The sequence below is a fragment of the Bradyrhizobium sp. 134 genome (assembly GCF_023074155.1).
In the GTDB taxonomy this organism is placed as follows: Bacteria; Pseudomonadota; Alphaproteobacteria; order Rhizobiales; family Xanthobacteraceae; genus Bradyrhizobium.
This window is the reverse complement of sequence record NZ_JADPKX010000053.1, coordinates 592,855-616,470: the sequence shown is the minus strand read 5'-3', so window position 1 is coordinate 616,470 and position 23,616 is coordinate 592,855. Positions and strand designations below refer to the sequence as shown.

General features: G+C 63.8%; 24 protein-coding genes. 17 read left to right on the top strand and 7 right to left on the bottom strand.

Annotated features, from left to right (window positions below; translation table 11 throughout):
* The first annotated feature begins 75 nt into the window (after window positions 1–75).
* Genes IVA75_RS23830 through IVA75_RS23810 form a run of 5 tightly spaced genes read left to right on the top strand, consistent with a single transcriptional unit; the run spans window position 76 to window position 5,365 of the window.
* On the top strand, window positions 76–2,472 hold the full coding sequence (locus IVA75_RS23830; RefSeq protein WP_247286762.1) for a TonB-dependent receptor: 2,397 nt from the start codon (window positions 76–78) through the stop codon (window positions 2,470–2,472).
* A gap of 2 nt (window positions 2,473–2,474) precedes the next feature.
* On the top strand, window positions 2,475–3,164 hold the full coding sequence (locus tag IVA75_RS23825) for a Fe2+-dependent dioxygenase (RefSeq protein ID WP_247286579.1): 690 nt from the start codon (window positions 2,475–2,477) through the stop codon (window positions 3,162–3,164).
* Window positions 3,161–4,081: a tonB-system energizer ExbB gene (gene exbB / locus IVA75_RS23820; RefSeq protein WP_027569528.1), complete on the top strand. Its 921-nt coding sequence runs from the start codon at window positions 3,161–3,163 to the stop codon at window positions 4,079–4,081. The genes IVA75_RS23825 and exbB overlap by 4 nt, the downstream gene beginning before the upstream one ends.
* A 3-nt stretch (window positions 4,082–4,084) precedes the next feature.
* Entirely contained in the window at window positions 4,085–4,540 is a 456-nt protein-coding gene (gene exbD / locus IVA75_RS23815; protein ID WP_018459254.1) for a TonB system transport protein ExbD, read from the top strand.
* 9 nt (window positions 4,541–4,549) lie between these two features.
* Window positions 4,550–5,365 (top strand): TonB family protein, encoded by an 816-nt coding sequence (locus IVA75_RS23810; RefSeq protein ID WP_247286578.1) that lies wholly within the window; start codon window positions 4,550–4,552, stop codon window positions 5,363–5,365.
* On the opposite strand, the gene IVA75_RS23805 is transcribed toward IVA75_RS23810, so the two are convergent.
* The 7 genes from IVA75_RS23805 to IVA75_RS23775 all read right to left on the bottom strand — a co-directional run bounded on the left by IVA75_RS23805 (window position 5,353) and on the right by IVA75_RS23775 (window position 11,760).
* Entirely contained in the window at window positions 5,353–5,775 is a 423-nt protein-coding gene (locus IVA75_RS23805; protein ID WP_247286761.1) for a hypothetical protein, read from the bottom strand. The two genes, IVA75_RS23810 and IVA75_RS23805, sit on opposite strands and share 13 nt — an antisense overlap.
* 65 nt (window positions 5,776–5,840) lie before the next feature.
* Window positions 5,841–6,521 carry a site-2 protease family protein gene (locus IVA75_RS23800; RefSeq protein WP_247286760.1) on the bottom strand — a complete coding sequence of 227 codons (681 nt, stop codon included), beginning with the start codon at window positions 6,519–6,521 and terminating at the stop codon, window positions 5,841–5,843.
* A 148-nt stretch (window positions 6,522–6,669) separates the two neighbouring features.
* Window positions 6,670–7,062 (bottom strand): GFA family protein, encoded by a 393-nt coding sequence (locus IVA75_RS23795; protein ID WP_247286577.1) that lies wholly within the window; start codon window positions 7,060–7,062, stop codon window positions 6,670–6,672.
* A 7-nt stretch (window positions 7,063–7,069) separates the two neighbouring features.
* Window positions 7,070–7,816 (bottom strand): SDR family NAD(P)-dependent oxidoreductase, encoded by a 747-nt coding sequence (locus IVA75_RS23790; protein ID WP_247286576.1) that lies wholly within the window; start codon window positions 7,814–7,816, stop codon window positions 7,070–7,072.
* A gap of 27 nt (window positions 7,817–7,843) precedes the next feature.
* A complete protein-coding gene (locus IVA75_RS23785) occupies window positions 7,844–8,575 on the bottom strand; it encodes an SDR family oxidoreductase (protein WP_027569534.1) in 732 nt (243 codons plus the stop codon).
* A gap of 132 nt (window positions 8,576–8,707) precedes the next feature.
* The gene (locus IVA75_RS23780; protein ID WP_247286575.1) at window positions 8,708–10,537 is read right to left on the bottom strand and encodes an IlvD/Edd family dehydratase; all 1,830 of its coding nucleotides are present in this window, start codon (window positions 10,535–10,537) and stop codon (window positions 8,708–8,710) included.
* A 122-nt stretch (window positions 10,538–10,659) separates the two neighbouring features.
* Window positions 10,660–11,760 carry a LacI family DNA-binding transcriptional regulator gene (locus tag IVA75_RS23775; protein ID WP_247286574.1) on the bottom strand — a complete coding sequence of 367 codons (1,101 nt, stop codon included), beginning with the start codon at window positions 11,758–11,760 and terminating at the stop codon, window positions 10,660–10,662.
* A gap of 202 nt (window positions 11,761–11,962) precedes the next feature.
* On the opposite strand from IVA75_RS23775, the gene ugpC reads away from it, so the two are divergent.
* From ugpC to IVA75_RS23715, 12 genes are all read left to right on the top strand, one after another.
* Window positions 11,963–13,024: a sn-glycerol-3-phosphate ABC transporter ATP-binding protein UgpC gene (gene ugpC, locus IVA75_RS23770; protein ID WP_007592328.1), complete on the top strand. Its 1,062-nt coding sequence runs from the start codon at window positions 11,963–11,965 to the stop codon at window positions 13,022–13,024.
* A 77-nt stretch (window positions 13,025–13,101) separates the two neighbouring features.
* A complete protein-coding gene (locus IVA75_RS23765) occupies window positions 13,102–14,415 on the top strand; it encodes an ABC transporter substrate-binding protein (protein ID WP_027517383.1) in 1,314 nt (437 codons plus the stop codon).
* Window positions 14,416–14,481: 66 nt separating this feature from the next.
* Complete coding sequence (locus IVA75_RS23760; protein ID WP_247286573.1) at window positions 14,482–15,429, top strand: sugar ABC transporter permease; 948 nt, start codon at window positions 14,482–14,484, stop codon at window positions 15,427–15,429.
* Window positions 15,430–15,431: 2 nt separating this feature from the next.
* Entirely contained in the window at window positions 15,432–16,307 is an 876-nt protein-coding gene (locus tag IVA75_RS23755) for a carbohydrate ABC transporter permease (protein WP_007592322.1), read from the top strand.
* A 79-nt stretch (window positions 16,308–16,386) separates the two neighbouring features.
* A complete protein-coding gene (gene denD, locus IVA75_RS23750) occupies window positions 16,387–17,373 on the top strand; it encodes a D-erythronate dehydrogenase (RefSeq protein WP_247286572.1) in 987 nt (328 codons plus the stop codon).
* Window positions 17,374–17,396: 23 nt separating this feature from the next.
* Window positions 17,397–18,377 carry a sugar kinase gene (locus tag IVA75_RS23745; protein ID WP_247286571.1) on the top strand — a complete coding sequence of 327 codons (981 nt, stop codon included), beginning with the start codon at window positions 17,397–17,399 and terminating at the stop codon, window positions 18,375–18,377.
* A 13-nt stretch (window positions 18,378–18,390) separates the two neighbouring features.
* Window positions 18,391–19,041 carry a bifunctional 4-hydroxy-2-oxoglutarate aldolase/2-dehydro-3-deoxy-phosphogluconate aldolase gene (eda, locus tag IVA75_RS23740; RefSeq protein ID WP_204510940.1) on the top strand — a complete coding sequence of 217 codons (651 nt, stop codon included), beginning with the start codon at window positions 18,391–18,393 and terminating at the stop codon, window positions 19,039–19,041.
* Window positions 19,042–19,100: 59 nt separating this feature from the next.
* Window positions 19,101–20,270, top strand: a complete 1,170-nt coding sequence (locus IVA75_RS23735) for an acetyl-CoA acetyltransferase (RefSeq protein WP_247286570.1) — start codon at window positions 19,101–19,103, stop codon at window positions 20,268–20,270.
* A 118-nt stretch (window positions 20,271–20,388) separates the two neighbouring features.
* Window positions 20,389–20,595, top strand: a complete 207-nt coding sequence (locus IVA75_RS23730; RefSeq protein ID WP_027517389.1) for a hypothetical protein — start codon at window positions 20,389–20,391, stop codon at window positions 20,593–20,595.
* Between the two features lie 121 nt (window positions 20,596–20,716).
* On the top strand, window positions 20,717–21,940 hold the full coding sequence (locus tag IVA75_RS23725; RefSeq protein WP_247286569.1) for a CoA transferase: 1,224 nt from the start codon (window positions 20,717–20,719) through the stop codon (window positions 21,938–21,940).
* Complete coding sequence (locus tag IVA75_RS23720; protein ID WP_247286568.1) at window positions 21,937–23,073, top strand: thiolase family protein; 1,137 nt, start codon at window positions 21,937–21,939, stop codon at window positions 23,071–23,073. Before IVA75_RS23725 ends, IVA75_RS23720 begins: the two co-directional genes overlap by 4 nt.
* A complete protein-coding gene (locus tag IVA75_RS23715; RefSeq protein WP_247286567.1) occupies window positions 23,070–23,429 on the top strand; it encodes an OB-fold domain-containing protein in 360 nt (119 codons plus the stop codon). The genes IVA75_RS23720 and IVA75_RS23715 overlap by 4 nt, the downstream gene beginning before the upstream one ends.
* The last annotated feature ends 187 nt before the right edge of the window (window positions 23,430–23,616 follow it).

The window sequence follows — 23,616 nt, the reverse complement described above, 5'->3', positions numbered from 1 at the left end:
ATTTTGCGGCCGATACCAACACTCCAATCGCTCATCGAAGTGAATGGGCGAACAGGAATATGGGGCGTGTTGGTAATGGGGCAGGTGGTCGCACCGAAGTCGTTGCGTTCGGTCGCAGCATTCGATGAAAAGTTCACGGGCGTTTCGGGCAAGAAGGTCTCGGCTGTCGCGGGCCTGATCGCGGCAGCATCGGTGTCGAGCGGCGCGGAGGCGCAGCAGTCGAACCTGCCGCCGGTAACGGTCGATGCGCCGGTCGCGCGTCCGCGCCCGGTGGCTTCGAAGCCGACGGCGGACCAGGTCCGCGCGCGCAATGCGCTTCGCCGCGCCGCGCAGCGGCAGCAGGCGGCGCAGCAGACCGCTCCCACCGTTCCAGCCGGCGAAGCCGATCGCAATCCCTATTCCGATCCGGCGGCACCCTACAAGGTCGACCACGTCCAGGCCTCCGGCAAGTTTCCCGAGCCAATGCTGAACACGCCGAAGACCATCACCGTGCTCAGCAAGGAAGTGCTCGAGGACAAGAACGCCACGACGCTGAAGGAAATCGGACGCTCGACCGCCGGCGTGACGCTGGGCTCGGGCGAGGGCGGCAACGCGTTCGGCGACCGCTTCTTCATCCGCGGCTTCGATGCGCGCAACGACGTCTTCATCGACGGTATCCGCGATCCCGCGGTCTCGATCCGCGAGAACTTCTTCACCGAGCAGATCGAGATTCTGCGCGGGCCGGCCTCGTCCTACGCAGGCCGCGGCACCGCCGGCGGTGCCATCAACATCGTCACCAAGCAGGCTGGCGACGTCAATTTCAAGCGAATGGACACCGAGTTCGGCACCGACCGGACCAAGCGGGTCACGCTCGACGTCAACCAGGTCATAGATCCCACTTTCTCGGTGCGCGCCGGCGGCCTGTTCCAGGACGCCAACGTCGCCGGCCGCGATTACGTCACCGACAATCGCTGGGGTTCGTTCATCGCGACCAAGTATACCCCGACCAACGACATCAAGATCACGACGAACTACGTCCACACCGACCTCAGCGGCTATCCTGATTTCGGCGTGCCCTACTACAAGCAGGGCAACGTCCCGGTGACGTCGGCGGGCATTCCGCGTGGTAACTGGTACGGCTTCCTCAACCGCGACTTCCAGACCGCGCGGCAGGATTTCGGCACCGGCACGATCGAGTACAAGGTCAACGAGGCCATCACGCTGAGCAGCAAGGTGCGCGGCGAGCACTCGCTGCTGAATTATATCGGCACGCTGCCCCAGAACCCGGTTACGACGAGCCCCAATCCGCTGCTCTGGACGACGACGGCGAGCGCGCAGAGCCGCTACCAGAACGTGGACGTGTGGGCCAACCAGAACGAGGCCACGTTCAAGCTCAACACCGGCGGGGTCAAGCACACCGCGGTGTTCGGCGTCGAATATTCGAACGAGAACATCTCGATCGACCGTTACACCGGCCTCTCGTCGGAACTGTTCGGCGGCGGCTCGACCAGCAGCGGGGCGGTCCCGGGGGTCAACCTCTACTCGCCGCAGTACACCTACATTCCCTTCAGCAACACGCCGTCGCTGGTTGGAAATCCGACGCGCTATGGCGTCAACACCAGCAGCGTCTACGTCATGGACACCGCGAACTGGCAGGACACGATCATCGTCAATGGTGGCGTGCGCTACGACGGTTACAGCCAGAGTTCGTCGACCAACGCGGATCATCTCAAGCAGAACGCCGATCTCGTCAATTACAACGTCGGCCTGGTCTACAAGCCGATGTCGATCGGCAGCCTCTATGCGGCCTATGCGACCTCGGCCAATCCGTTCGGATCGGAGCTTGACGCGACCGCCACCGACTACGGCGGCATTCCTGCCAACACGGCTATCTTGCTCGGGCCGGAGCGCAACAAGGCAGCCGAACTCGGCACCAAATGGGAGCTGGCTGATCGCCATTTGCTGGTCAGCGCCGCGTTGTTCCAGACCACGAAGGACAATGCGCGCGAAACCGTCAGCGGCCTGCTGACTTCGGGCGCTGCCTACAGGATCCAGGGCATCGATATCGAGGCCGAAGGCAAGATCACCGATCGCTGGAGCATCTTCGGCGGCCTAGTGTTGATGCAATCGAAGGTCACGCAGAGCGGTCTCGCCTCAAATCTCGGCCTGCAGCTTGCCAATGTGGCTCATCAATCGTTCAGCATGCTGACCAAGTACAAGTTCGACGACGGCTGGGAGCTGGGCGGTCAGGCGGTGTACCGTTCGAAGGTGTATGGCGGCACGTTCGCGGCCAATACCGGCAACGAGCTGCCGAGCTACTGGCGCTTCGACGCGTTCGTCGAGAAGAAGATCGACAAGAACTGGACAATGAAGTTCTACGCCCAGAATCTCACCAACAAGCTCTACTACGATACGCTCTATCGCAGCGCGGTTCCCTTCGTCGCGGTCGCGCCGGGGCGGGCGTTCTACCTCATCACGACGGCGAAGTTCTGATCATGTTGACCTGCCTTCCTGGCGTTCTGAGCAAGGATGATGTGGCGGATTTCCGCCGCATCATGGAGGCCAGCGAATGGGAAGACGGGCGCTCCACCGCCGGCTCGCAGTCGGCGATGGTCAAGCGCAACGAGCAATTGCCGCCGGACAGCGAGGTCGCGCGCAAGCTCGGCAACCGCATCGTTTCGGCGCTGACTTCGAACCCGCGCTTCATCGCCGCGGCGATCCCGCTCCAGATCTTCCCGCCGCTGTTCAACCGCTATACGGCCAGCAGCGGCCACCATTTCGGCCTGCACGTCGACAATGCCATCCGCGGCGACCGGCTGACCGGCCTTCGGATCCGCACAGATCTGTCGGTGACGCTGTTCCTGGCCGAGCCGGAGGAGTACGACGGTGGCGAACTTGTGATCGAGGACAGTTACGGTTCGCACGAAGTCAAGTTGCAGGCCGGGGACTGCGTGCTCTATCCCTCGACCAGCCTCCATCTGGTCACCCCGGTGACGAGGGGAACGCGGGTTGCGTCTTTCTTCTGGCTTCAGAGCATGATACGGGACGATCAAGCCCGGAGCATGATCTTTGACCTCGACACCGCGATACAGGCGCTGGTGGAACGGCTCGGGCGTGACGATCCCGAAACGGTCAAATTGACGGGTATCTATCACAATCTCATTCGCTACTGGGCCGAAGTATGAAGATCATGTCCTTCCAAGCAAGCCTTGCCGCAGCTCTGGTGCTGGCGGCCGCCTGGCTTGCATCCCCTGTTTCTGCCCAGACACAGGCCGCGCCCGCGGCACCGGTCCAGTCGACGGCTCAGCCGTCCGCGGTCAGCCCGGCCCCGGTTGTTGCTCCGCCTGCGGCGCCCCAAGCTGTCGTGTCCGCGGCTGCAAAGTCCGATACGGCAGCCGGCATCGCGCCCGCCATGAAGGAATTGTCGCCCTGGGTGATGTTCCAGTCGGCGGATATCATCGTGAAGGCGGTGATGATCGGGCTCGCCTTTGCGTCGCTCGTGACCTGGACGGTGCTGATCGCCAAGTCGATCGAATTGTCGATCGCCTCGACCAAGCTTCGCTCGGCGCTGAAGAAGATCGCGGAGGCGCGCTCGCTCGCGGAAGCGCAGATGGCGCTCGGCTCCAAGGCGGGGATCCTGCCGTCCTTCCTGGCGGCGGCGCTGCGGGAGGCGCGGATGTCGGCCGGCCTGTCCAGTGACACCGGCATCAAGGAGCGGGCGGCTTCGAGCTTCTCCGAGATCATGCGCGCGGAGGCGCGGCGCATCCGCGTCGGCATGGGCGTGCTCGCGACCATCGGCTCGACCTCGCCCTTCGTCGGCCTGTTCGGCACGGTGTGGGGCATCATGAACAGCTTCATCGGCATCTCGAAGTCGCAGACCACGAACCTCGCCGTCGTCGCGCCCGGTATCGCCGAGGCGCTGCTCGCCACCGCGATCGGCCTGGTCGCCGCCATTCCCGCCGTCATCATTTACAATTACTTCTCGCGCGTGACGAAGAGCTATCTCGAGCTCGTCAGCCGTGCCTCGGGCGCGGCGGGGCGGTTGCTCTCGCGCGATCTCGACCGCAGCCACGGCAGCGTGCATTCGCGCGCGGCGGAGTGAACCATGGGCGTTTCGCTCGCAGACAATGATGACGACGACGATTTCGGCGAAACGCATGAAATCAACGTCACGCCGTTCATCGACGTCATCCTGGTGCTGCTGATCATCTTCATGGTCGCAGCGCCGCTCTCGACCGTCGATCTGCCGATCGATCTGCCGACGTCGAGCGCGACGCCGCAGAAGAAGCCGGACAAGCCGACCTATCTCAGCATCAAGCCCGATTTGACGCTTGCCATCGGAGAGAACCCGGTGCACCGCGCCGAGTTGATCGGCACGCTCGATGGTCTGTCCGACATGAGCAAGGACAAGTACGTCTTCCTGCGCGCCGATCGCTCGGTGCCGTATGGCGAGTTGATGGGCGTCATGGAGCTGTTGCGCTCAGGCGGCTATTCGCGGGTGAAGCTGGTTGCGCTGGAAGGCGCTCCGGGGGCGCCTGCGGCAGGCGCCGCTCAGCCTTAGAGGCCCGCGATGTCGGACGAGTCCAGACCAGCCAGGACGCTTTGGATTTTCGCAGCGATGGCGGCGCTCGCGCTGCATCTGGGCGGTGCGGCGCTCGCGCTGGCGCACCTGCGGGCCGATGACGGCGACGACGGCCTCGGCGCGGCCGGCGCGGAGTTCGCTGTCGAGATGGCCTCGCCGAAGGCGCCTGACACCGACCTTCCGCCGGGACCGGATAGCGAAGCGATGCAGGAGCAGCAGGCGCTTCCCGAGCAAAAGGCCGAGACCAAGGAAACCGAGCTTCCAAAGGATCAGTCGCAACAGGTCGACGATCCCGATCGGGTCGTCACGGAGAACATCTCGAAGAAGCCGCAGGACGAGGATCCGAAGATTGCAGCGGTCGAAACGCCCGCTGCGGAAGCTTCGCCGAAGTCCGTTGCGACGGCGCGGCAGACGCTCGATGAGGACGCGCGCGAGGCCGAGAAGGCGCTGGCGCCTGTGCTGGGCATCGGCAAGGACATTCTGAAGCTCACGGCGGACTGGAATCGCAAGATCAGCGCGCATCTCGCGGCCCACAAGGTCAACCCCGAGGGCAAGGAGCCCAACAATCAGAAGGTCAAGGTCAGCTTCGCGATCAACCGACGGGGCAACGTGCTTTCAGTCGACGTTGTCGAGTCGTCCGGGGATGCAGCTTACGATGCAGCCGCGATCTCGATTGTCCGCAAGTCCGATCCCATCCCGCAGCCGCCTGCCAGCCTGACTGACGACCGGTTCGAGCGCACCGTCGACATCATCTTCACACCGCCGGACGCAAAGAAAAAGAAGAAGACGGCTCAGCGCCAGTAGAGCCTGATCCCAACATAGACCACGACTAGGCAGGCGAAGATCAGCGCCACCGGGAGTGGCCGTTTCTGAGTTGCGTCCGCGGTCGCTGCCCCGAAGAAATTAGCCTTCTTCGGCTTCGGTTCGGGGCGGCGGAAAGCGGTAACATTGTCCGCCGCCGGTTCGGCCGCCCGGGGACGGACGTCGGGCGGGGTTCCCGCGCCGCCCATCTCGGCATAGTAGGCCTTGTAGATGGCGCCGATGGTGGCCTCGGTAGCCTCACCCTCGTTCATCTGTGCCTGCAGGTTCTTGTAGCTCACGAGGAATTCCTGCGCCCCCGGAGGCAGCGCCGACGACCCGTTGAGCTTGGCCATCATCTTCCAGGTGGCGAAATCGGCGCGGGCGCGGGTATCGGCGCGTCGCGCGATCAGCATGTCGGCAGCTTTGACCAAGTCGGCCTCGAGCCCTTCGGCTTGTGTTCGGGTGTGTTGCTGTTCAACTAAGCATTGCCGGTCAGAATGAGAACAGCCTGAATCACATAACCGGTCAACGTTCGCAGTATTGCTGAAATAACATCAAGATTTAGACCGAACTGGGAGCCTGCCAGCGGTAGCAGGATCAGCAAGCCGATCAGGATCAGCATCCCGAAAGGCTCGAGCCGCGCCAGCGGCAGCGCAAGCGGCTGGGGCAGCAGCCCCACCGCGACGCGCCCGCCGTCGAGCGGCGGGATCGGCATCATGTTGAACACTGCCAGCACCGCGTTGATCAGCAGTGCGTTCTTGAGATTGTCGAAGATCCATTGCGCCGAGTTGGCCGGAGCCCAGGGCAGGGCGTGCAGGGCAAGAGCTGCGGCCAACGCCAGCAGGATGTTGGTGGCGGGCCCGGCCAGCGCCACCCACACCATGCCGAGCCTGGGGTTGTTGAGTTTGCGAAAATTCACCGGCACAGGCTTGGCGTAGCCGAACAGGAACGGCGAATGCGCGAACAGCAGCATCGCCGGCAATATCAGCGTGCCGAACGGGGCGATGTGGCGGAGCGGGTTGAAGCTGACACGGCCGAGCTGCCATGCGGTGTCGTCACCGAGACGATACGCGACGAAGGCGTGCGCAGCCTCGTGGAAGGTGATGGCGAGCAGCAGCGGCAGCACCCACACCGAGAGGTCATACAAAGAAATGTTCACGGCTCGTCCGTCCCGGTTGCCCGCGGTCATGCAGCCGACCCAGCCAACCGGCGGTGCAGCAACGCTTCACCTCAACATAGGGTGGCCGGTTCCGAAATGCCACGCCGCAAATGATCGGCGCCCCGAACCTGCCGTGCAGTCGTGCAATTCATGCAGGAATGGTCCCCGGATATTGCGTCAGCCCGTCGTCGAGCTTCAGCCAGGCGAGCTTCTCGGAGACCCAGATGTGCTCGGTCGGCGCGAAGGCGTTGCGATCGTCGAACGTCGTCAGTGCGACGCCCGCCAGCGTGCCGTTGCGCCGCCAGGAGAACAGCCGCGTGCCGCAGCGTTTGCAGAACACGCGGTCGATGTTCTCGGACGACGCATAGCGGGCGGCGTCGCCCTCGACGGTCAGTGCGCGCTGGTCGAACTGCGCGCGGACGAAGTAGGGCGAGCCCATTGCCTTTTGGCATATGCGGCAATGGCAGATGCGAACGTTGAGCGGCTCGCCTTCCGCCTTGAATCGCACCGCGCCGCACAGGCATCCGCCTTCTCTGACCATGACGCCCTTAGTAAGTTGCGCGCCCGCCGGAGATGTCGAACACGGCGCCGGTCGAAAACCCGCAGTCCTCGGATGCGAGCCAGCTCACCATCGCGGCCAACTCTTCCACCTGTACGAAGCGCGCTTTCGGAATCTTCGACAGCATGAAGTCGATATGCTGCTGCGTCATCTGGTCGAAGATCGCGGTCTTCGCAGCCGCGGGCGTCACCGCATTGACGAGGATGTCATGTGCTGCCAATTCCTTGCCGAGCGACTTGGTCAGCGCGATCAAGCCGGCCTTGGACGCCGAATAGTGCGAGGCGTTCGGGTTGCCTTCCTTGCCGGCGATCGAGGCGATGTTGACGATGCGCCCGTATTTCTGCTTGAGCATCGCGGGCACGATCGCCTTGCAGACGATGAAGGGGCCGTCGAGGTTGATGCGCAGAACTTTCCGCCATTCCTCGAGATCGGTCTCCCAGACCGGCTTGTTGACCCCGGCAATGCCGGCGTTGTTGACGAGTATGTCGATCTTGCCGAAGGCGGCAAGCGTGGCGTCGCGGGCCTGCTCGACGGCCGCGGCATCGGTGACGTCGACCTTGAAGACGCGGGCATTGTCGCCGATTTCCTTTGCCGTCCTCTCGGCGAGGGCTGCATCAAAATCCCAGATCGCGACTTTGGCGCCGGAGGCGACGAAGCGCTGAACGATGGCGCGGCCGAAGCCCTGCGCGCCGCCGGTGACGATCGCGACACGGTCGTTGAGATCGATCTTGTTCATGCTGGATGCCTTCTGGATGCCTTGGCGTCAGAGCATGTAGCCGCCGTCGACGACGAGGTCGACGCCGGTGGTGAAGGCGCTCTCGTCACTGCCGAGATAGACCGCCATGGACGCGATCTCGTCGGCGGTGCCGAGCCGGCCCATCTTCTGGCGGGAGACGAACATCTCCTTGCCCTGCGGCCCTTGCGCCGCGGCGCGGTCGAGCATCGAAGGCGTCTCGACGGTGCCAGGGCAGATGCTGTTGCAGCGGATGCCCTTGGTGATGAAGTCGAGCGCGACCGCGCGCGTCAGCAGCGACACCGCGGCCTTCGAGGAGCTGTAGACGTAGCGGTTGGCCGGCGGCCGCAGCGCCGCGCAGGAGGAGATGTTGACGATACTGCCGCCGCCGCCCGCGAGCATGTCCGGCAGGAAGGCCCTGATGGTCCGGTGCATCGACTTGACGTTGAGGTCGAACGAGAAATCAAAATCCTCTTCCGAACACTCAAGAATGGTGCCGTGATGCACGAAGCCCGCTGCGTTGAGCAGGATGTCGACCTTGCCGACGCGCTTGGCGAAGGCGTTGACGTCGGCGGTGTTGCGAACGTCGAGCTTCGCGGTCTCGGCGATACCTTCCTTGGCCAGGCTCGCGATGCCGCTCTCGTTGATGTCGGTGGCGATGACGGTCGCGCCTTCACGCGCGAATGCGACGGCGCATGCGCGTCCGATGCCTGCCGCTGCAGCCGTGATGACGGCGCGCTTTCCCTTGAGGCGGTCTGCCATTTTTTCTTCTCCCTTGCCTGAAAGTTCTATCGGATCGTCATTGCGAGAAGCACTTGCGACGAAGCAATCCAGACTGTCTCCGCGGAGATAGCTCTGGATTGCTTCGCTGCGCTCGCAATGACGGTGTGGCTATCAGTGATTATCCCGCGCCACGCCAAATGTGCCGGCGACGTTCTGGTAGCGCGTGGCGAGCTCCATGCAGGCACCGGTCGACTGCTGTCCAACGGTGTTGCGATAAAGCTCCTGCCACGGCGTCTGGTTCGGCGGATGCTTGAAGCCGCCATTGGCCGTCAGCTCGGCGTGGCGCTTCTTCACCTCGTCGTCGGAGATGAGAATGTTGGCGCTGCCCTTGTTCAGATCGACGCGCACCTTGTCGCCGTTTCTGAGGATCGCGAGCCCGCCATTGGCGGCGGCTTCCGGCGAAGCATTGAGGATCGAAGGCGAGCCCGAGGTGCCCGACTGGCGGCCGTCGCCGATGCAGGGCAGGGACATGATGCCGCGTTTGATCAGCGCCGCAGGCGGCTGCATGTTCACGACCTCGGCGCCGCCGGGATAGCCGATCGGGCCGGTGCCGCGGATGAACAGCACGCAGCGCTCGTCGATCTCGAGCGAGGGATCGTCGATCCGCTCGTGATAGTCCTCCGGACCCTCAAACACGACGGCGCGGCCTTCGAAAGCGTTGAGGTCCTTGGGGTTGCTGAGATAGCGGTCGCGAAACTCCTTGGAGATCACGCTGGTCTTCATGATCGCGGAATCGAACAGATTGCCCTTCAGCACCAGGAAGCCGGCGTCCTTCACCAGCGGCTTGTCGTAAGCCCAGATCACGTCGTTGTCCGGCTTTGGCGCATTGGCGCAGTTCTCACCGATGCCGCGGCCGTTGACCGTGACAGCGTTCTCGTGGATCCGCTTGTGCTTCATCAATTCGCGCACCACGGCCGGCACGCCGCCGGCGCGGTGGAATTCCTCGCCGAGATAGAAGCCGGCCGGCTGCATGTTGACCAGCAGCGGCACGTCGTGGCCGACCTTCTGCCAGTCGTCGATCGAGAGCTCGACGCCGATGTGGCGCGCCAGCGCGTTGATGTGGATCGGCGCGTTGGTCGAGCCACCGATTGCGGAGTTGATCACGATGCAGTTCTCGAACGCCTCGCGGGTCAGGATGTCCGAAGGCTTGAGGTCTTCCCAGACCATGTCGACGATACGCTTTCCCGTCTCGTAGGCGATCTGGCCGCGCTCGCGATAGGGAGCGGGGATCGCCGCACAGCCCGGCAGGGAGAAGCCGAGCGCTTCCGCGAGCCCGTTCATGGTGGAGGCGGTGCCCATGGTGTTGCAATGGCCGACCGAGGGCGCCGATGACGCCACGATCTCCATGAACTCTTCATAGTCGATCTCGCCGGCGGCGAGCCGCTCGCGCGATTTCCAGACGATGGTGCCGGAGCCTGTGCGCTCGCCATTGTGCCAGCCGTTCAGCATCGGCCCGCCCGACAGCACGATCGCGGGCAGGTTGACGGTCGCCGCCGCCATCATGCAGGCAGGCGTAGTCTTGTCACAACCGGTGGTCAACACCACGCCGTCGAGCGGGTAGCCGTAGAGGATCTCGACGAGGCCGAGATAAGCGAGGTTGCGGTCGAGCGCCGCGGTCGGGCGCTTGCCGGTCTCCTGGATCGGATGGGTCGGGAATTCCATCGCAATGCCGCCGGCCTCGCGGATGCCTTCGCGGACGCGATGGGCAAGCTCGATATGGTGGCGGTTGCAGGGGGAGAGGTCGTTGCCGGTCTGTGCGATGCCGATGATCGGCTTGCCGGACTGGAGCTCGGCGCGGGTGAGACCGTAGTTCAAATAGCGCTCCATATAGAGCGCGGTCATGCCCGGATTATGCGGATTGTTGAACCATTCCTGCGAGCGGAGGTGGCGGCGAGCGCCGTTGCCGGCGGGGGCATGCCCATTGGTTGGTTTTTTTGTCATTGGTTTCTCCTGCAATGCAAACGCACTGGCGTCCGTTCTATGGTATCGGCTTGTGCGATGCCCAACGGCGCGAGCGACGATTTGCCTGCCCGCTGGCGGGTCGTTTCCTCACAAATCCGATACTAGTCATGGCCACTTGGTAACGCTACCATTTTGTTCGCAGCGCCCGTGCCTGAAGCGGCTGGCCGGTTGTCCGACCGCCGGGCCAACGAGCTTTGCCGCTCGATCACCTTGAAGCCGAGATCGAGCACCGGATGGTCCGGGCGCCGTCCGTCGATCGCGTCGATCAGCATGCTGGCGGCCGTATTGCCCATCTCGTAGCGGTTGGTGCGCACGCTCGTGAGAGTCGGGACGGCGGAGGCCATGAATTCGAGATCGTTGAAGCCGACGATCGCGATCTGTTCGGGAATGGCGATCTCGCGGCGCCTGCATTCGAACAGCACACCCAGCGCGAGGTCGTCGTTGGCGCAGAACACCGCGTCCATGCCGGGCTCCCGCGCCAGCAGATCGGTGAACAGGGCGCCTCCGAGCGTTACCGAGGTCGGAGTCGCCGTCGTGACGACGAGGCGTTGCTCGAACAGTCCGGCATCCTTCATGGCCGAGACATATCCGTCGAGCCGCCGCTGCACCCGCGGATCCATCCGCGCGCCGACGAAGCCGATCTTGCGGTGACCTTGCGCGAACAGATGCGCAACCGCCGCACGGGCTGCGTCATAGTGCGAAAAGCCGATCATCATGTCGACCGGATTGGGTCCGGTCTCCATGATTTGCACGATCGGGCAGTCGGCGGCATCGAGCATCGCGCGCGATTCCGTGGTCTGATCGATGCCGGTGACGATCAGCCCGGCCGGCTTCTGCGCAAGAAACAGCCGCAGCAGCTTCTCCTCCTGGAGAATACTGTAGCGTGTGTTGGACAGCTGGATCGAGTAACGGCTGTTTTCGGAGGCGTCGTAGATGCCGCGCAACACGTCGGAGAACACATTATTGGTTAGTGACGGAATCAAGACACCGATCACCTCGGTGCGCTGCGAGGCCAACGCGCGTGCCGCCAGGTTCGGCACATAGCCGAGCTCCCTGGCCGCGCTCTCGACCCGGGTCCTCTTGGCGAGCGACAGCGCCTCGGGATTGCGGAAGAAGCGGGACGCCGTGATCGGGCTTACGCCAGCAAGCTCGGCGACTTCCGCCAGCCGGATTTTGCCTGACTTGGTGCGGTTTCGACCCATTTGCTGCTCTTAACACACTCACTGTCGCAAACAAAGGAACGTTGACAGCGCTACCAGCACAGACTAACCAAAGACAAATTGCCAAAACCGCACAAACTGCCGACAATGGCGCCCGCTAAGGTTGGGCTTCGTTCGGTGAAGTCTGAAAAAACAAGACGGTCGCGGCGCGAGATGCGTCGTGGACTTTCGAGGAGGGAGCTAGATGTCGTCTGTGCAAATCCGCGACGTGCGGAAATCGTTCGGCAATTTTGAAGTCCTGCACGGCGTTTCGATTCCGATCGAGGACGGCCAGTTCGTTGTCCTGGTTGGTCCCTCCGGCTGCGGCAAGTCGACGCTTCTGCGCATGCTCGCCGGTCTCGAGAACATCACCTCAGGCACGATTTCGATCGGCGACCGCGTCGTCAACAATGTCCAGCCCAAGGAGCGGGACATTGCGATGGTGTTCCAGAACTACGCGCTCTATCCGCATATGACGGTCGGCGAGAACATGGGCTTCTCGATGAAGCTGCGGGGCGAGAGCACCGAAGAGATCAACAAACGCGTCAAGCGCGCCGCCGAGATCCTGGCGCTGTCGCCGCTGCTCGAACGTTATCCCCGCCAGCTCTCCGGCGGCCAGCGCCAGCGCGTCGCCATGGGCCGCGCCATCGTGCGCGATCCGCAGGTGTTCCTGTTCGACGAGCCCTTGTCGAACCTCGACGCCAAGCTGCGCGTCGCGATGCGCACCGAGATCAAGGAGCTGCACCAGCGGCTGAAGACCACGACGGTCTACGTCACCCACGATCAGATCGAGGCCATGACCATGGCCGACAAGATCGTCGTTATGCATGACGGCATCGTCGAGCAGATGGGTACGCCGCTCGAGCTCTACGACAAGCCCGAGAACCAGTTCGTCGCCGGCTTTATCGGCTCGCCGTCCATGAACTTCCTGAAGGGTCATGTGCGCGTCAACGGCGTTGCGACCTTCGAGGGGCCGAATGGCGTCAAGCTGCCGCTCAGGAACGCGCCGGCGGCATCCGACGGGCGTCCTGTCGTTTACGGCGTGCGTCCCGAGCATTTCACCATCGCTGACGACGGTGCCGATGCCGAGATCGTGGTGGTCGAGCCGACCGGTTCGGAAACGCAGGTGTTTGCGAAGCTCGGCGGTGAGCAGGTCGTCGCGGTCTTCCGCGAACGTCACCAGTTCAATCCGGGTGACAAGGTCAAGCTGAAGCCCGATCCCTCCGTGATTCATCTGTTCGACGAGGCGACGGGCAAACGCGTGTAGCGACGCCAAAGAACTGCCCAAGCAGAACTGCCAATACAAGACGACCCAATACAAATATAAAATTTAGGGAGAGAACGATGAGCGATTTCGACAGGCGAAGTGTGCTTAAAGTCGGTCTGGGCGGCGCGGCGCTGCTGGCCGGCCCGGGTATCGTCCCGGTGCGCGCGGCGGAGTGGACCAACACGCCCGAGCCAAACGCCTCCATCCGCGTCTTGCGCTGGAAGCAGTTCATTCAGGCCGAGTTCGACAAATTCGCCGAGCAGACCAAGGCGTTCTCCGAGAAGACTGGAGTCAAGATCAAGCTCGAGGCCGAGAGCTGGGAGGACATCCGTCCCAAAGCCGCGGTCGCCGCCAATGTCGGCGCTGGTCCTGACCTGATCATCGGAACGCTCGATGATCCCCATAAATTCCCGGAAAAGCTGATCGACATGACCGACGTCGCCGACTATCTCGGCGCGCAGTATGGCGGCTGGTATCCGGTTGCCGAACGCTACGGCAAGAAGGGCAACAGCTGGATCGCCATTCCGCAGGGCGCGACCGGCGGCTGCCTGAACTACCGCGTCAGCCACGTGAAGGCCGCCGGCTTCGATGAATTCCCCAAGGACACCGCCGGCTTCCTCAAGCTCTGCCAGGCGCTGAAGAAGAACAACACGCCGGCCGGCTTCGCGCTCGGCCACGCCACGGGCGACGCCAACGGCTGGTGCCAGTGGGCGCTGTGGGCCTTCGGCGGCAAGGTCGTCAACGACAAGAACGAAGTCGTGATCGACTCGCCGGAGACGATCGCCGCGCTCGAATACGTGAAGCAGCTCTACGAGACCTTCATCCCCGGCGTGCTGTCGTGGAACGACTCGAACAACAACAAGGCGTTCCTCAACGGCGAGCTCAGCCTGACGCTGAACGGCATTTCGATCTGGACCGTCGGAAAGAACTCGACCGATCCGAAGCAGCAGGAAATCGCCAAGGACATGAACCACGCGCCGATGCCGATCGGGCCCGTCGGCGTGTCGACCGAGCAGCAGAACGTGCTCGTCTATTACGGTTACAAGCACTCGAAGTATCCGAAGGCCGTCAAGGAATACATCAAGTTCATGATGGACAAGGCGAACTACGACGCCTGGGAGGTCTCCTCCAACGGCTACGTGTCGCCGCCGCTTCCGGCCTACAACGACAACCCGGTGTGGACCTCCGATCCGAAGATCACGCCGTATCGCGACTGTCTGAAGCGCTGCCGCGACAACGGCTATGCCGGCGATCTCGGCTATGCCTCCGCCGCCGTCATGGGCGACTTCGTCGTCGTCGACATGTTCGCGGAGGCCGCGTCAGGCTCCGTGACGCCGAAGGCGGCAGCCGCACGCGCAGCCGAGCGCGCCAAGCGCTACTACCAGGTCTGATCAGATCCAATCTACGCGGCGTCCGGTTCGCCGGACGCCGCGACTTTTCGTCGAGGGGAATCCGACATGGCAGTTATGGCCGAGCCCGTTGCCGCGCAGGTCAAGCGCAGCAGCTTGTGGACCAGAGCATTCGAGAGCCGGAATTTCCTCGGCGCGATGTTCATGGTGCCGGCGATCGCCATCCTCATCCTGTTTCTGGCTTACCCGCTGGCGCTGGGCTTCTGGCTCGGCATGACCGACACCAAGATCGGTGGCGCCGGGCGCTACATCGGCTTCCAGAATTTCGTCTCGCTTGCGAAGGACTCGGTGTTCTGGCTTTCGGTGTTCAACACCATCTTCTACACGGTCGCCGCCAGCGCGGTGAAATTCGCCATCGGCCTCTATTTGGCGCTGCTGCTCAACGAACGGCTGCCGATGAAGTCGATGGTCCGCGCCATCGTCCTGTTGCCCTTCGTCGTGCCGACGGTGCTCTCTGCGATAGCGTTCTGGTGGATCTATGACAGCCAGTTCTCGATCATCTCCTGGGTGTTGATGAAGGCCGGCCTGATAACACGCTATATCGACTTCCTCGGCGATCCCTGGAATGCGCGCTGGTCGGTCGTCGCCGCCAATATCTGGCGCGGCGTGCCCTTCGTGGCGATCACGCTGCTGGCGGGATTACAGACCATCTCGCCCTCGCTCTATGAGGCCGCCAATCTCGACGGCGCCACCAATCTGCAGCGCTTCCGCCACATCACGCTGCCGATGCTGTCGCCGATCATCGCGGTCGTGATGACGTTCTCGGTGCTGATGACCTTCACCGACTTCCAGCTCATCTACACCATCACGCGGGGCGGGCCAATCAACTCCACCCATCTGATGGCGACGCTGTCGTTCCAGCGTGCCATCACCGGCGGCAATCTGGGCGAGGGCGCGGCGATCTCGAACGCGATGATTCCGTTCCTGGTCGCGGCGATCCTGCTCAGCTTCTTTGGGCTTCAGCGTTCCCGCTGGCAGCAGGGCGGGAGGGACTGACCATGACCACGGCAGACGACCAAAGCGTCGGAATGGACTACCTCGAGAGCTTCCCGCGGAAGTTTTTTCGGGTCTACCTTCCGCTCGGCCTGATCATCTTCTTCCTGCTGTTCCCGTTCTACTGGATGGCAGTCGCGACGTTCAAGCCGGACGCGGAAATGTACGACTACGAAAAGTACAATCCGTTCTGGATCGTGCATCCGACGCTGGAGCACATCAAGAAGCTGTTCTTCGACACCGACTATCCGCTCTGGATGTGGAACACCGTGATCGTCTCGGTGTCCTCGACCTTCATTTCGCTGTTCGCCAGCGTCTGCGCCGCCTACGCGATCGAGCGCTTGCGCTACAAGGGCTCGCGCTATGTCGGCCTTGCGATCTTCCTCGGCTATCTCGTGCCGCCCTCGATCCTGTTCATTCCGCTGGCGGCAATCGTGTTTCAGCTCGGGCTGTTCGACGGCAATCTGGCGCTGATCCTGACCTATCCGACCTTCCTGATCCCGTTCTGCACCTGGCTCCTGATGGGCTATTTCCGCACCATCCCCTATGAGCTGGAGGAGTGTGCGCTGATCGACGGGGCGACGCGGTTGCAGATTTTGATGAAGATCACGCTGCCGCTTTCGCTGCCGGGCGTGATCTCGGCAGGCATATTCGCCTTCACGTTGTCTTGGAACGAGTTCATCTACGCGCTGACCTTCATCTCCTCGTCCGAGAACAAGACGATCCCCGTCGGCGCGATCACCGAGCTCGTCAATGGCGACGTCTATCATTGGGGTGCGCTGATGGCGGCGGCTCTGACCGGCTCGGTTCCCGTAGTTATCCTTTATTCCTTCTTCGTGGAGTATTATGTGTCGGCGATGACCGGCGCCGTGAAGGAATGATCGCGGGGCCTGCCTTGAGAGCGCACCGGGACGAATCGCCAAGGGCGGCGCGTTCCGGCCAATAAGAAGGAGTAGGCTCTTGCACATTCTGGTTCTGGGCGCCGCCGGCATGGTTGGCCGCAAATTGTGTGAACGGCTGTTGCGCGACGGCCGGCTCGGTAAGAGCGACATCACCAAGCTGACCATGCATGACGTGGTCGAGCCGAAGACGCCGGAAAAGGCCGGTTTTGCCGTCGAGACCGTGTCGAGCGATTTTGCCGTCCCGGGTGCGGCCGAAAAGCTGATCGCCGGCCGTCCGGACGTGATCTTTCATCTCGCCGCGATCGTCTCGGGCGAAGCCGAGCTCGATTTCGACAAGGGCTACCGCATCAATCTCGACGGCACGCGGATGCTGCTCGATGCCGTCAGGGTCGCAGGCGGCGGCTACAAGCCGCGCGTGGTCTTCACGTCCTCGATTGCGGTGTTCGGCGCGCCGTTCCCCGATGCGATCGGCGACGAGTTCTTCCAAACGCCGCTTCTGAGCTACGGTACGCAGAAGGCGATCGGCGAATTGCTGCTGGCCGACTATTCCCGCCGCGGCTTCCTCGATGGCATCGGCATCCGCCTGCCGACCATCTGCATTCGGCCCGGCCTGCCCAACAAGGCGGCATCGGGCTTCTTCTCCAACATCCTGCGGGAGCCGCTGGCCGGCAAGGAAGCGGTCCTTCCGGTGTCCGAGGACGTCCGCCATTGGCATGCCACGCCGCGCTCCGCCGTCGGCTTCCTGCTGCGTGCGGGCACCATGGACCTCGCCGCGGTGGGGCCGCGCCGCAATTTGACCATGCCGGGCCTGTCGGCGACGGTTGGCGAGCAGATCGCTGCGCTGAAACGCGTCGCCGGCGACAAGGTCGCCGCCCGCATCAAGCGGGAGCCCGATCCCTTCATCGTCGGCATCGTCGGCGGCTGGCCGCGCAACTTCAATGCAAAGCGGTCGCTCGAGCTCGGCTTCACCACCGCCGAAAAGACTTTCGACGACATCATCCGCATTCACATCGAAGACGAGCTCAGCGGCAATTTCGTCGCCTGATCTCTGACTGAGCGGGTAAAGTGATGGCGAGCGTTGCTTGCATCGGCGAATGCATGGTCGAGCTCCGGCAGGCCCAGGGTGGACAATCCGCCGGACATTCCAGCGGGCAGGGCGGGGGCCTCTACTCGCGCGGATTCGGCGGCGACACTCTCAACACGGCCGTGTACCTCGCGCGGCTCGAGGTCAAGGTCGACTATCTCACCGCGCTTGGCGATGATGCCCTGAGCGATGAGATGATCGCGGCCTGGACGGCGGAAGGCGTCGGCACGAGGCGCGTCGCGCGGCTGCCGGGCAAGCTGCCCGGCCTCTACATGATCCAGCTGGACGCGAAGGGCGAGCGCCAGTTCTTCCACTGGCGCGACAGTGCGGCGGCGCGCCAGCTGATGAATCTGCCGGAGACGGACGATCTCCTCAACTCCCTGATGAGCTACGACATCGTCTATCTCTCTGCGATCACGCTCTCGATCTACGACGCGGCCGGGCGCGAGCGCCTGTTCGCGGCGATCAAGCGCGCGCGCCTGCTCGGCACCCGCTTCGTGTTCGACACCAATTTCCGCGCGCGGGGATGGCCGGATCGCGACGTCGCGCGCGAGGTGTTTTCAGCCGCCTTCGCGACTGCCGACATCGTGCTGACCTCGACCGAGGATCTGCTCGCTCTCTATCCCGGCGAAAGCCACGAGCAGTTGATGGCGCGCATCCCGACCCCCGAGCTGGTGTTCCGGCTCGCCGAGCCGGTCAGCCTGCTGCGCTTTCCCGGGGGCCCCTACGAGGTCCACGCCGAGCCCATGACCAAACCCGTGGTCGACACCACCGCGGCCGGCGACAGCTTTGCGGCGGCCTATATCGCGGCGCGGCTCGCCGGTTCCGACCCGGTCGAGGCCGCCCAGGCCGGGCACCGCCTCGCCAGCCTCGTGATCTGCTATTCCGGCGCCATCATTCCGGGTTATGCCATGCCGCCGAAGAAACGGCACCGGCCGGCGACGACGCGTCAAGCGACCAAGTGAAACGAAAGCCAAGATGACCACGACTGCCCAGCAGAACCACCTCGCCGCGCTGTTCAAGGCCGCGACCGTCATTCCCGTCCTCACCATCGAGCGTATCCAGGATGCTGTGCCGCTGGCGCGTGCGCTGGTGGCCGGCGGCGTCCGTACGCTGGAGGTGACCATGCGTACCCCTGTTGCGATCGAGGCTGCGAGGGCGATGATGGCCGAGGTGCCCGAGGCGGTGGTCGGCATCGGCACGATTCTCAATCCGGCCGACTTTACGCGTGTCGAGAAGCTCGGCGTAGCCTTCGGCATCAGCCCGGGCTTGACCCCGGACCTGTTGAAGGCCGCCACCCATAGCTCCTTGCCGTTTGCGCCGGGTATCGCCACGGCGTCCGAACTGATGATGGCGCTGTCCTACGGCTTCGACATTGCAAAATTTTTCCCGGCCGAGCAGGCCGGCGGCATCAAGGGGCTGCGTTCGCTGGGTGGGCCGTTCCCGAACGTGCGGTTCTGCCCGACCGGGGGGGTCGGCGAGGCCAATGCGGCGACCTGGCTCGCGGAGCCCAATGTGGTCGCGGTCGGCGGTTCCTGGCTGTGCCCGACGGCGGAGATCAGGGCCGGGAACTGGGCCGGCATAACTGCCATCTGCCAGCGCACCCTCCAGGCCCTTAAACCCGCGTGAAGTCTTGCCATCCCTGGGCTAAGACTTAGGTCAGCAAGAGACCGCCAGGGAGAAAGACCATGACCGCCAGCATCGTCGGATGGGCGCATACGCTGTTCGGCAAGTTCGACACCGAGACCGTGGAAAGCCTTGTGGTGAAGGTCGCCAATGAGGCGCTGGCGGATGCCGGCATTTCCGCCGGCGATGTCGACGAGATCGTGCTCGGCCATTTCAACGCCGGCTTCTCACCCCAGGATTTTACCGCCTCGCTGGTGCTCCAGGCCGACCCGAAGCTGCGCTTCAAGCCGGCGACCCGGGTCGAGAACGCCTGCGCCACCGGCTCCGCGGCCGTCCATCAGGGCGTGCGCGCGATCACGGCCGGCGCCGCCAGGATTGTCCTCGTCGTCGGGGTCGAACAGATGACGCGCACGCCGGGGCCGGAGATCGGCAAGAACCTGCTCAAGGCGTCCTATCTGCCTGAGGACGGCGACACCGTCGGCGGCTTCGCCGGCGTGTTCGGCAAGATCGCCAGCTCCTATTTCCAGAAATACGGCGACCAGTCCGATGCACTGGCGCTGATCGCGGCCAAGAACCACAAGAACGGCGTCGCCAATCCCTTCGCCCAGATGCGCAAGGACTTTGGCTTCGAGTTCTGCCGCGCCGAGAGCGAGAAGAACCCCTACGTTGCCGGCCCCCTGAAGCGCACCGACTGCTCGCTGGTCTCAGACGGTGCCGCTGCCCTGGTGCTGGCCGACGCGGAAACCGCCAAGGGCATGAGCAAGTCGATCGGCTTCCGCGCCACCGCGCACGCCCAGGATTTCCTGCCAATGTCCAAGCGCGACATCCTCCAGTTCGAGGGCTGCACGGTCGCCTGGCAGCGCGCGCTGGAGAAGGCGGGCGTTACACTTTCCGATCTCTCCTTCGTCGAGACCCATGACTGCTTCACCGTCGCCGAACTGATCGAGTACGAAGCGATGGGCCTGACGCCGAGGGGGCAGGGCGCCCGTGCCATCAAGGAAGGCTGGACGCTCAAGGAAGGCAAGCTGCCGGTCAATCCGTCCGGCGGCCTGAAGGCCAAGGGCCATCCGATCGGCGCCACCGGCGTCTCCATGCACGTGATGACCGCGATGCAGCTCGCCGGGCAAGCGCCGGAGGGCATGCAGCTCAAGAATGCAAAGCTCGGCGGCATCTTCAACATGGGCGGTGCGGCGGTCGCCAACTACGTCTCCGTGCTGGAGCCGTTGAAGTAAGCCCCGATCTCGTAGGGCGCGCAAGCGCCGTGTCCACCATCTTGTTTGCGCTAGATCATGGTGGGCACGCTTCGCTTTGCCCACCCTACGGCACTGATTGATTCGCGGGACATGCATCATGAGCAATGACTACGAAGATTCGCTGTCGATGGACGCACTCAACGATCGCATCGCGATTCTCGAGGACAATATCCGCCAGCTCATCGAGCAGGCCGCGGCCGCCTCGGGTGAGCAGAACGAGTCGCGGATCGCGGACCGCATCAACCAGCAGAATGAGGAGCTCGACCGTCTCCTCAAGATTCGCGAATCCCGTCAGAAGAAATAGCGGCCCTTCGCCGCCGGCGCATGCGGCCATACGCCGGCCGCCCTTGCGCACGCGACGCCGCTGCCGTTAGCTGGACTGAAATCGCAGGGCTCATCTGAGCCCGCGCAATCGGGAGCGAACGATGGGACCGCTGAAGGGCATCAAGGTCGTCGACATGACCACCGTGCTGATGGGTCCCTATGCGACCCAGATGCTCGGCGACTACGGCGCAGACGTCATCAAGGTGGAATCTCTGGACGGCGACGTCACCCGCCTGATCGGTCCGATGCGGCACGCCGGCATGGGCCCGGTGTTCCTCAACACCAACCGCAGCAAGCGCTCGATCTGCCTCGACCTGAAGAATCCCGCCGGCCGCGGGGCCGTGCTGCGCTTGCTGAAAGATGCCGACGTTCTCGTCTACAACGTCCGCCCGCAGGCAATGGCGCGGCTTCAACTGGGCTATGACGTTGTTGCCAAGATCAATCCGCGTTTGGTCTATGCCGGCGTGTTCGGCTTCGGCCAGGACGGGCCGTATGCTGCAAAACCCGCCTATGACGATCTGATCCAGGGCGCCACCGCGCTGCCGGCTCTGATGGCGCAGACCGGTGACGGCGTGCCGCGCTATGTGCCGAACGCACTGGTCGATCGCATTGTCGGCCTTACCGCCGTCGGCGCGATCTGCGCCAGCCTCGTGCACCGCGACCGCACCGGACGCGGTCAGCGCGTCGACATCCCGATGTTCGAGACCATGGCCGGCTTCGTCATGGGCGACCACATGGGCGGGCTCACCTACGAGCCTCCGCTCGACAAGGGCGGTTACGCCCGCCATCTCTCGCGCGACCGCCGGCCCTACAAGACGTCGGACGGCTATCTCAGCGTCATCGTCTACAACGACAAGCAGTGGGAAAACTTCTTCAAGGCGACGGGACGCGACGATCTGCGGGCCGACGCGATGTTCGCGACATTCGCCGGCCGCGCCGCCAATATCGACGTGGTCTATGCCGAGCTCGCGCGCATCTTCGAGACGCGTTCCACAACGGAATGGATCGACCTGCTCACCAAGGCCGATGTGCCTGTGATGCCGATGCACGATCTCGCGTCGATGCTGCACGATGAGCATCTGGAGGCGACCGGCTTTTTCCCAGTGGTGAACCATCCAACTGAAGGGCCGATCCGGAGTATGAGGGTGACGGCGACCTGGTCGGAGACCGAAGCCGAACCGGTGCGGCTCGCGCCGCAGCTGAACGAGCACGGCGCGGAAATCCTCCGTGAGGTCGGCTACTCCGCCGACGAGATCGACGCCATGGTCCGCGATGGCGTCACCCGTTCGCCGCCCCGTAATGACGATGCACAGGTGCGTCCGTGAGCTTCATCACCGGTGTCGGCCTCACGCCTTTCGGCAAGCACGAAGGCTCGTCCTCGCTCGACCTGATGAGCAATGCCGCGCAGGCCGCGCTCGACGACGCCGGGCTCGAGCGCGCCGACATCGACGGCATCCTCTGTGGCTACTCCACCGTCTCGCCGCACATCATGCTGGCGACCGTCTTTGCCGAGCATTTCGGCATCCGTCCCAGTTACGCCCACGCCGTCCAGGTCGGGGGCGCGACCGGCCTCGCGATGATCATGCTGGCGCATCACCTCGTCGAGGCTGCAGTCGCCCGCAACGTGCTCGTGGTCGCCGGTGAGAACCGTCTCACCGGACAGAGCCGCGATGCCTCGATCCAGGCGTTGGCGCAGGTCGGCCATCCCGACTACGAGGTGCCGCTCGGCCCGACCATTCCCGCCTACTACGGTCTGGTCGCCAACAGATACATGCACGAATACGGCGTGACGGAAGAAGATCTCGCCGAATTCGCCGTGCTGATGCGCGCCCACGCCTGCACCCATCCCGGTGCGCAATTCCGCGATTCCATCACTGTTGGCGACGTCATGGCCTCGAAGCCGGTGGCGATGCCGCTGAAGCTGCTCGATTGCTGCCCGGTGTCCGACGGCGGCGCCGCCTTCGTCATCAGCCGCGAGCGGACCGGAGAGGCCGGCGTGCGCATTCGCGGCTGTGCCCAGGCTCATACCCATCAGCACGTCACTGCAGCGCCCGCCCTAAGCGAACTCGGCGCCGAGATCTCCGTCGCCCGCGCCAGGGAGGCCACCGGCCTCGCGATTTCCCACGTGCGCTACGCGGCGATCTACGACAGCTTTACGATCACGCTCGCGATGCTGCTGGAAGATCTTGGCCTTGCTGGCCGGGGCGAGGCAGCCGCACGCGTGCGCGCCGGCCATTTCAGCCGCGACGGCGCGATGCCGCTGAACACCCATGGCGGCCTGCTCAGCTACGGTCATTGCGGCGTCGGTGGCGCCATGGCGCATCTGGTGGAAACGCATCTGCAGATGACGGGGCGAGCGGCGAATCGTCAGGTGCGCGACGCCTCGATCGCGCTGCTGCACGGCGACGGCGGCGTGCTGTCGTCTCACGTCAGCATGTTCCTGGAGCGGGTGCGATGAGCGAGCGTCTAGCCGACTGGACCAAGGGCGAACAGGCCGTCATTTATCAGACCTGCACCGCATGCGGCCATGTGCAGTATTTTCGTCGCGCCTTCTGCGCGGCCTGCGGCGCGTCCGATTCGCGCGAGCAGCGCGCCAGCGGCAAGGGCAGGGTCTACGCGACGTCGCTGGTCTGCCGCGCCGCCACGCCCGAGACGCGCGCGCACGTGCCTTACAACATCCTGCTGGTCGATTGCGCCGAGGGTTTTCGCATGATGGCGCATGGTGAGAATGATCTCGCCATCGGCGATGAGGTCAGCGCGAGCTTCAAACGGTTCGCCGGCAAGCTGGTGCCGTTCTTCGCCAAAGACGGATAGTGAAATTGGATGTAGCCCTGATTGCGCTGCGCTCCATCTGGGCTACTGCAGCAACACAAGCGGTGGGATCCGTCATTCGGGGGCGGTCCTGAGAGACCGAGCCTGGAACGGGAATTCTGGGCCTGGCCTGTGCGAGGGCCACCCCGGAATGACGAAAGCACTCACCCGACTCTTAACTAGCGCCCGT

Coding starts and splice junctions, on each gene's coding strand:
- IVA75_RS23830 (WP_247286762.1), top strand. CDS start 76: ATGGGGCAGGTGGTCGCACCGAAGTCGTTGCGTTCGGTCGCAGCATTC.
- IVA75_RS23825 (WP_247286579.1), top strand. CDS start 2,475: ATGTTGACCTGCCTTCCTGGCGTTCTGAGCAAGGATGATGTGGCGGAT.
- exbB (WP_027569528.1), top strand. CDS start 3,161: ATGAAGATCATGTCCTTCCAAGCAAGCCTTGCCGCAGCTCTGGTGCTG.
- exbD (WP_018459254.1), top strand. CDS start 4,085: ATGGGCGTTTCGCTCGCAGACAATGATGACGACGACGATTTCGGCGAA.
- IVA75_RS23810 (WP_247286578.1), top strand. CDS start 4,550: ATGTCGGACGAGTCCAGACCAGCCAGGACGCTTTGGATTTTCGCAGCG.
- IVA75_RS23805 (WP_247286761.1), bottom strand. CDS start 5,775: ATGCTGATCGCGCGACGCGCCGATACCCGCGCCCGCGCCGATTTCGCC.
- IVA75_RS23795 (WP_247286577.1), bottom strand. CDS start 7,062: ATGGTCAGAGAAGGCGGATGCCTGTGCGGCGCGGTGCGATTCAAGGCG.
- IVA75_RS23790 (WP_247286576.1), bottom strand. CDS start 7,816: ATGAACAAGATCGATCTCAACGACCGTGTCGCGATCGTCACCGGCGGC.
- IVA75_RS23785 (WP_027569534.1), bottom strand. CDS start 8,575: ATGGCAGACCGCCTCAAGGGAAAGCGCGCCGTCATCACGGCTGCAGCG.
- IVA75_RS23780 (WP_247286575.1), bottom strand. CDS start 10,537: ATGACAAAAAAACCAACCAATGGGCATGCCCCCGCCGGCAACGGCGCT.
- IVA75_RS23775 (WP_247286574.1), bottom strand. CDS start 11,760: ATGGGTCGAAACCGCACCAAGTCAGGCAAAATCCGGCTGGCGGAAGTC.
- ugpC (WP_007592328.1), top strand. CDS start 11,963: ATGTCGTCTGTGCAAATCCGCGACGTGCGGAAATCGTTCGGCAATTTT.
- IVA75_RS23765 (WP_027517383.1), top strand. CDS start 13,102: ATGAGCGATTTCGACAGGCGAAGTGTGCTTAAAGTCGGTCTGGGCGGC.
- IVA75_RS23760 (WP_247286573.1), top strand. CDS start 14,482: ATGGCAGTTATGGCCGAGCCCGTTGCCGCGCAGGTCAAGCGCAGCAGC.
- IVA75_RS23755 (WP_007592322.1), top strand. CDS start 15,432: ATGACCACGGCAGACGACCAAAGCGTCGGAATGGACTACCTCGAGAGC.
- IVA75_RS23745 (WP_247286571.1), top strand. CDS start 17,397: ATGGCGAGCGTTGCTTGCATCGGCGAATGCATGGTCGAGCTCCGGCAG.
- eda (WP_204510940.1), top strand. CDS start 18,391: ATGACCACGACTGCCCAGCAGAACCACCTCGCCGCGCTGTTCAAGGCC.
- IVA75_RS23735 (WP_247286570.1), top strand. CDS start 19,101: ATGACCGCCAGCATCGTCGGATGGGCGCATACGCTGTTCGGCAAGTTC.
- IVA75_RS23730 (WP_027517389.1), top strand. CDS start 20,389: ATGAGCAATGACTACGAAGATTCGCTGTCGATGGACGCACTCAACGAT.
- IVA75_RS23725 (WP_247286569.1), top strand. CDS start 20,717: ATGGGACCGCTGAAGGGCATCAAGGTCGTCGACATGACCACCGTGCTG.
- IVA75_RS23715 (WP_247286567.1), top strand. CDS start 23,070: ATGAGCGAGCGTCTAGCCGACTGGACCAAGGGCGAACAGGCCGTCATT.